At 59.5% G+C, this 447-nt stretch carries 2 pseudogenes (1 of these 2 running past the window's edge); both read left to right on the top strand.

Going from position 1 to position 447, the window contains the following annotated elements:
* Positions 1-128 (top strand): annotated as a pseudogene (locus EOC06_RS43235) (pilus assembly protein TadG-related protein) (it extends 451 nt beyond the left edge of the window).
* A gap of 19 nt (positions 129-147) precedes the next feature.
* Positions 148-447, top strand: a pseudogene (locus EOC06_RS43230) (pilus assembly protein); the annotation flags it as partial.

Below are 447 nucleotides of genomic sequence, written 5' to 3'. Positions count from 1 at the left end.
GCGTCCGATTCCGTCAACAGGGGTGGCTCCGCACTGGTTTCAGCCGGCTGTGTCTCAACCGTCGGCGGCACCAGCGGGCTGTTGCCACCCAGCGCCAGTCTCGCCTGCGGAACGCCGCACGAACATAGGTACGCGTCCTTTGATCCATTGGCCGACGTCGTTCCTCCCCCTTACACATTGTGTTTGCCTGTCCCGAACGGCAAAACCTACACGCTGTCGCCCGGCACTTATTGCGACAAGACATTGTCGGGGGACATCACGCTTGATCCGGGCGTCTACATCATGCGCGGCACCACCATAAAGCCAGGGGGGAACGGCAGCCTGGCTGGCCAGGGCGTGACTATATTCCTCATGGAAAGCGCTGAGATCTACATAAATGCCAATGAGAAGGTGAACCTTTCCCCGCCCACCAGCGGCCCTTATGCTGGCATCACCATTTTCCAGGAT

It is taken from the genome of Mesorhizobium sp. M7A.F.Ca.MR.362.00.0.0 (genome assembly GCF_004023175.1).
In the GTDB taxonomy this organism is placed as follows: domain Bacteria; phylum Pseudomonadota; class Alphaproteobacteria; order Rhizobiales; family Rhizobiaceae; genus Mesorhizobium.
The sequence above is the reverse complement of the archived record's forward strand: the minus strand, read 5'-3'. Positions and strand labels throughout refer to the sequence as shown.